Origin of the sequence: Candidatus Cyanaurora vandensis, from assembly GCF_013285555.1 — a bacterium.
Taxonomy (GTDB): Bacteria; Cyanobacteriota; Cyanobacteriia; order Gloeobacterales; family Anthocerotibacteraceae; genus Cyanaurora; species Cyanaurora vandensis.
Genome location: NZ_JAAXLT010000084.1, coordinates 1 through 6,016, shown reverse-complemented (window position 1 = coordinate 6,016; position 6,016 = coordinate 1). Strand labels below are relative to the sequence as shown.

The following is a 6,016-nucleotide window of genomic DNA, read 5'->3' as shown; positions in this document are numbered from 1 at the left end:
GGTTAGTGGTGGTGGGCTGGATGAACTGGCGATAGAAAGCGCGGCGGGCAGCGGGGTGGGGATGGTCTGCCACCACCCGGCCTAAGAAATGATTGGCAAGCTCAATCACAGGACGGACTGAGCGGCTAGCCTCTGTCAACCTGTAACTAGGATTCTCTTGGCAGAACTCTAGTAAATAGCGGGGATCGGCGGCGGTGAAAGAGGAGAAAATCGCCTGATTGGGATCGCCCACCCGGACCCAATTACCATCCCCGGTCAACAGATTTAGGAGTTTGTGTTGGGCCTGGGTGGAGTCTTGAGCTTCATCTTCGAGGAGATATTGATAGTGCTGCCATTGGGTCCGCACCGCCTCATCCTCTTCTAGGAGGTCAATGGCAAGGTTAACCATGTCATCGAAATCCAGTAAATTCAACTCGGTCAGGTGTTGTTGGTAGGGCGTGTAGACCACGCTGGTCAGGTTGAGAAAAAAGCGGTCTGGATACTGTTGGCTGAGTTTACGTAACGCATGGGGCCTAATTTGTTGTTGTTTGGCGAGACTGATCCCTTCTTCTGCTAGGTCTACCAGTTTCAATCGCCAGTGCCGGATCGTCTCGGGAGCGCAGCCGGGGATGAGGTAACGTTGCCACTGTTCTTCTTTGCCATCGAGCCAAGCTAGGACACATTCCTCAATCCAACTTTTCTTCTGGATGGCGAGGATAGGCGTGAGGGTACCGCTCAGATAACCCCAGCGAGCGAGGTGTGGCTGAATCAAACGGTAGGCGCAACTGTGGATCGTGCAAATATTTTCTAGGCCCAGGTGGGCCAAGCTGGGGTGTTCTTTGACCAGTCGCTCCCGGAAGTTGGTGCTGGCGGCGCGGGTGTAGGAGAGGACCAGAATCCGTTCAATGGGTACGCCCTGGGTGAGCAGTTGACTCACCAAGCGGATGAGGAGGGTGGTTTTCCCGGCACCAGGGGTGGCGGTCAGCCCGACCCGGCCTTGCTGGTATTGCTGGAGAAAATCATCTTGGTCTTGGCGACCCATGGTAAGCCTGTAAACTAGATTGAAGTATACCCTTACCGACCCCTGCCGATGTTTGTCCTCTCTGGTTACGATTACTTGCTGGTGTTTTTGCTGGTCTCAGCGCTGGTTCCGTTGATTGCCCTGGGTCTGTCGGCGGTTTTTCGGCCCAAGATTGTCAGTGCTTTTCGCAAAAGTACCTACGAGTCGGGCATTGAGCCGAGGGGCGATAGTTGGATTCAATTCAATATCCGTTACTATATGTTCGCCTTGGTCTTTGTCATCTTTGATATTGAGACGGTCTTCCTCTACCCTTGGGCGGTGGCCTTCGACAAGGTGGGGTTGTTGGCCTTTATTGAGGCCCTGATTTTTATTGCCATCCTCGTCATCGGTCTGGTCTATGCGTGGCGCAAGGGTGCCCTGGAGTGGACCTAAGCTCTATTTGCTGGGGGCCACGGGAGGCGCGGAGTTGTCGGCGTATTGCTGGGCTAGGACGACTTCATCTTGGGCCAGTTCAATCAAGAGAATTGCCTTGAGCCGATGGCTACCAAACTCGGGTTGGGCATAGGGGTTGGTGGCGGCTTCCAGGAGGGCCTGGGCACGGGCGAGGCTGTCGAGGGCTTGGTCGAGGCGCGGGTCAGCAGCGTAGACCATCCCCGCATAAAAAGTCCCCATCAGCAACATAGGCAGTAAGGCAACTCTTAAGTAACGTTTCACAGGGCTGCTCCATCACTTAATAGGATAATTGTAGAGGCTGGTTCTGGACTGGTATTTATCCGTCACGTATCTTTACTGGGGCTTAAAAGCGTCCTCTACCCCGTACCCTGCCGGACACAGGTAAGCAGGTTATGCCTTCAGGATTTCCTGATTTTTGGCCTACTTTTTGCCCTTGCCCTCTCAATGCCTGCGGTAGCCTTTCAATACTATTTAAAATAAAGATACATACCGTTAGGAACTGCACTATGGCTCTCTTTGGCTTTGGTAAAAAGACGACTCTGCCCACCGCTCAGGAAGCCCTGCCCGGTCGGACCACCGCCATAACCGTTCCTGAGAAACACTTTGCCAACGGTCATCCCCTCAAGCCGCCCTTCCCTGCTGGGATGGAGATGGTGATTTTTGGCCTGGGGTGTTTTTGGGGCGCGGAACGTAAATTCTGGCAGCAACCGGGAGTTTATGTCACTGCTGCCGGTTACGCGGGCGGGGCCACCCCCAATCCCACCTACGAGGAAGTCTGTTCGGGACGGACTGGGCATAACGAAGTCGTGCTCGTCGTTTTTGACCCCCAGCAGATTAGCTACGAAACCCTGCTTAAGGTGTTCTGGGAGAGCCACAATCCGACCCAGGGGATGCGTCAAGGCAACGACACCGGCACCCAGTACCGCTCCGGGATCTATGCCTACACGCCCCGTCAGCGCGAACTTGCTGAGGCTACCCGCGACCAGTACCAGCCCGTCCTGACCAAAGCGGGTTACGGCAAGATCAGCACCGAGATCTTGGACGCGCCCGAGTTCTACTATGCCGAAGACTACCATCAGCAGTACCTCGCCAAGAACCCCAACGGCTATTGCGGACTCGGTGGAACTAACGTGGCTTGTCCAATCGGAACTGGTAGCGTCCTCTCGTAAGGCGTTTTATTCAGCCCAGGCTATCGTAGGGTGGCTTGGGCTTTCACATCGCAAATGGCTCCCTGCATCATACGGGCTTGCTTGAGTCGTTCCGGGTCGGGCGTGAATATTAGGCTCATGGTAGGCTCCAAGCAGTTTTGCTCATCAATGCTTCGAGAAGACGGGGCGAGATAAGAATGTAACATTACCTAAACCGTTTAACCAACCGTTTATAGCCACTAGAGATTACATCGCCCAAGCTATGGGACATTGCTCCCAACTCCAACCCGCCAAAAACCCAGAGACCATACCCGCCAACTAAACGCCAGACATAATTCCAATCTAGGTTCAGAGGATAGTTCAAGATCCGGCCTAGCCCCAACATCGCCGTCCCCAATAACACTCCCCAACTCCCTAAATACACCAACCGCACCACGGTCCCTACCAAAAATCCATGGGACCACATCGAACGATGGGCAAACCAACGACGGTAGGGTAGCCATAACCAGCGCAACCAACCCCACCGTCGGTATTGATTGGAGTGAATATCTAGGTCGCCGCTAAACATAAGGCCACTGAAAAGATAACACCCCCCGACCACCAAAGCTGGAGCCGCCCCTGCCCACCACCACACCCCCCCCGTCACCAGCGGAAGCGTCCAGAGCGTGACAGCATCGTGAGTCTTACCGGAAGCCACTGGGTCCAATAGGGTCGTCGTCTTTATCGAACACTATTGGTGGCGTATTTGACAAGATAAAGTGTTAATAGTAACCAAGACCACCATAATGGGGAAGCTAATGTGAGAAACCATGTCTCGCAAAAAAAAGAGGGCGACATGGGCGAGCGATACATTCACCATCCAAACTTCGGTTTGTTGTACACGATCTGTCCAGCCCCGGAGGCGAACAAAAATCTGTTCACCACGCTCTACGCGCACCGTCTGTTCTTCTTGGTGACGGAGAAACCCGGTGAACCCGTCAGCTATGAAGCCATGTCCCGCAGTGAGGCCAAACAGCTAGTAGATGAGCGAATCCGCCAGTTAAAGCGGTTGCGTGACCCCGAGTTGAGGGACGAACTGGAGCGGACGGTACAATTTTTTGACCAACCCTTTGCTTGAGAACTGCCGATGCGTCCCAAAATCCTGGTCATCCTGGGGACCCGCCCCGAAGCTGTCAAACTTGCACCCCTAATTCTCGGTCTCCAAGAGACTAACTGGGAGACTATAGTAATTGCCACGGGTCAACATCAGGCCATCCTCCACCAGACCCTCGGCTGGTTCGGGATTACCCCGGCGGAAGATTTACAGATTATGACCCCCAAACAAACTCTGGCGGAGATTACCTGCCGCTGCTTGACCCGTTTGGAAGAACGGCTCGCCTACCACCGCCCGGATTTGGTCATTGTCCAAGGTGACACTACCACGACCTTTGCCGCCGGGTTGGCGGCCTTTTATGCCCGGATTCCCGTGGGTCATGTGGAGGCTGGGTTACGCACCGCGCTGGCTGATAACCCCTTTCCTGAGGAGATGAACCGCCGTCTGACCTCGCAACTAGCCCGCCTCCACTTCGCACCTACCGCGCTCGCTGTCCAAAACCTCGCCGAAGATGGGATCACCGAGGGCGTTTATCTGACCGGGAACACGGTCATTGATGCCTTGCAAGCCATCGCTGGTCAATGTGCCCCGCCGGAGCTTCCTGGGGTGGACTGGCAGCAACGGGTCCTTCTCGCCACGGTCCACCGCCGCGAGAACTGGGGTGAACCCTTGGTCCAGATTGCCCAAGCTTTTCACGAACTGCTTGACCGTTTCCCGGATACCTGTCTCGTCCTGCCCTTACACCCCAACCCCACCGTGCGCGAACCCCTCCGCGAGATTCTGGGCCGTCATCCCCGCGCTTTCCTGGTGGAACCCTTGGACTATCCCCAGTTGGTGGGTGTCCTCAAACAATGCACGCTGGTTCTTAGTGATTCGGGCGGTATTCAGGAAGAGGCTCCCGCCCTCGGTAAGCCTGTCCTCGTCCTCCGCGAGACCACCGAACGCCCCGAGGCCATCACCGGGGGCGTGGCGCAGTTAGTGGGCACGAATACTGAGCAGATTGTCGAAACCGCCAGCACCCTGCTGACGGACCCCGCCGCCTACACCGCCATGGCCCAAGCCATTAACCCCTTCGGTGATGGCCAAGCAACCGGACGAATTATCCAAGCGGTAGCCGGTTTTTTTAAGAGCTAGGACTGTTTGAATCGAGAGCAACTCCTGCTGGACTGAGCTTGCTTCCTCCCAAACCAAGATAAACAGGCGATTGCCGACTATCTACAACAACGTCATCCGCAAGCTATCATCCCCCATTCTGGTTGATTCTGGCGTTTTGCTGGCTTGCCGACTTGCCCCAGCTAGGATGCTTGAAGCGTCTTAGTAGGTCAAGGTTGCAGGGACTGGACCTGTTCTATATTTAGCCCTAGAATTTGAGCGGTTTCTTCTACTGAGAATCCTCGCGCCAACAGCGCGGGCACCGCTTCCAGCTTGCCCCGCACCGTGCCAGTTTGCTCTCCTTCAACACGGCCTTCTTCACGGCCCTCTTCCCTAGCTTCTTGATACACCCGCGTTTTTGCGAATCTCCCGCAATCCAAAAGCCATTTCTAATTCCCTCCGCTCGCGCTCTGGAAACTTGTACACCAACAGCGTACTCACCAAATTTATCATCTGCTCTTGCTCTAAAGCTTGTTCTACTTCTGCTTGGACGCGGTTCATCACTTGTTGGACCCGTCGTTTGAGTTGAGGCTTGGGTACGACTAACCATTGCAGGATGTGGAGCTTGAGCGAACCGGGCTGCTCTTGTCTGGGCTTGAGGTACAACCGATAGAGTCTGCCGCTTTGCTCAAAGTCTTGGTAGGGCACGGGGAGGCCAGGATCAAGACTGGGACGGGCAAACAGGACCACAGCTCGCCAATCCCCTGGGTAGCGTTTCTGTTTGACCTCCTGAGCTTCAAAACGATAGGTAGCCGAGGATGGGTCTCCGACTAGTTCCAAGAGCAAGTTGGGGTAGAGGGAAAATAGCTCATATGAGGATGGTATCGGTTTTCATGGCGGGGGAGTTTGGGAGAATTGTACCCTGCTCAGCCGAGCTATCCGAGGGATAAGGGTCCCTGCACTGATGTTCGCTAGCTAGTTTTAGACACTCGTGCATGAATCATTTTTACTAGTCTGGTGGTCTTTGAGACTAGTCGTATAGTCTTTTTGTCTAGTCCGATAGTGTCTGGGACTCGTGCATGAGTCATTTTTGCTAGTCGAGTAGTCTTTTTGCTGGGCTGGGTAGTCATTTTTGCTGGTTGGGTAGGCTCTGGGGCTGGTGGGGTAGTCTATGGAACTCATTCAGTAGACTTTGAGGCTCGTTCGTGAAGGGGGGGCGGGGGGTTGATG

9 protein-coding genes are annotated in these 6,016 nt (G+C 54.7%); 4 read left to right on the top strand and 5 right to left on the bottom strand.

From position 1 onward, the window contains the following. Positions 1-1,021 (bottom strand): UvrD-helicase domain-containing protein (locus HFM78_RS05425; protein ID WP_287128406.1); only part of this gene is annotated, 1,021 nt, incomplete at its 3' end. Between the two features lie 48 nt (positions 1,022-1,069). Between HFM78_RS05425 and ndhC the strand changes: the two genes are divergently transcribed. Next, positions 1,070-1,432: an NADH-quinone oxidoreductase subunit A gene (gene ndhC / locus HFM78_RS05420; protein WP_287128405.1), complete on the top strand. Its 363-nt coding sequence runs from the start codon at positions 1,070-1,072 to the stop codon at positions 1,430-1,432. A gap of 3 nt (positions 1,433-1,435) precedes the next feature. On the opposite strand, the gene HFM78_RS05415 is transcribed toward ndhC, so the two are convergent. Beyond that, a complete protein-coding gene (locus HFM78_RS05415; RefSeq protein ID WP_287128404.1) occupies positions 1,436-1,714 on the bottom strand; it encodes a hypothetical protein in 279 nt (92 codons plus the stop codon). 245 nt (positions 1,715-1,959) lie between these two features. On the opposite strand from HFM78_RS05415, the gene msrA reads away from it, so the two are divergent. Further along, positions 1,960-2,622 carry a peptide-methionine (S)-S-oxide reductase MsrA gene (gene msrA, locus HFM78_RS05410; protein ID WP_287128403.1) on the top strand — a complete coding sequence of 221 codons (663 nt, stop codon included), beginning with the start codon at positions 1,960-1,962 and terminating at the stop codon, positions 2,620-2,622. Positions 2,623-2,806: 184 nt separating this feature from the next. Here the strand turns inward: msrA and HFM78_RS05405 are convergent, their stop codons facing one another. After that, on the bottom strand, positions 2,807-3,298 hold the full coding sequence (locus tag HFM78_RS05405) for a metal-binding protein (protein WP_287128402.1): 492 nt from the start codon (positions 3,296-3,298) through the stop codon (positions 2,807-2,809). 102 nt (positions 3,299-3,400) lie between these two features. Between HFM78_RS05405 and HFM78_RS05400 the strand changes: the two genes are divergently transcribed. Continuing rightward, positions 3,401-3,718 carry a PII-interacting protein PipX family protein gene (locus HFM78_RS05400; protein WP_287128401.1) on the top strand — a complete coding sequence of 106 codons (318 nt, stop codon included), beginning with the start codon at positions 3,401-3,403 and terminating at the stop codon, positions 3,716-3,718. A gap of 9 nt (positions 3,719-3,727) precedes the next feature. Then, complete coding sequence (wecB, locus tag HFM78_RS05395) at positions 3,728-4,828, top strand: non-hydrolyzing UDP-N-acetylglucosamine 2-epimerase (protein WP_287128400.1); 1,101 nt, start codon at positions 3,728-3,730, stop codon at positions 4,826-4,828. A gap of 188 nt (positions 4,829-5,016) precedes the next feature. On the opposite strand, the gene HFM78_RS05390 is transcribed toward wecB, so the two are convergent. Together HFM78_RS05390 and HFM78_RS05385 are read right to left on the bottom strand one after the other, a co-directional pair. Beyond that, on the bottom strand, positions 5,017-5,196 hold the full coding sequence (locus tag HFM78_RS05390; protein ID WP_287128399.1) for a hypothetical protein: 180 nt from the start codon (positions 5,194-5,196) through the stop codon (positions 5,017-5,019). Then, on the bottom strand, positions 5,180-5,626 hold the full coding sequence (locus tag HFM78_RS05385) for a DUF2887 domain-containing protein (protein WP_287128398.1): 447 nt from the start codon (positions 5,624-5,626) through the stop codon (positions 5,180-5,182). Before HFM78_RS05385 ends, HFM78_RS05390 begins: the two co-directional genes overlap by 17 nt. Positions 5,627-6,016 lie beyond the last annotated feature (390 nt).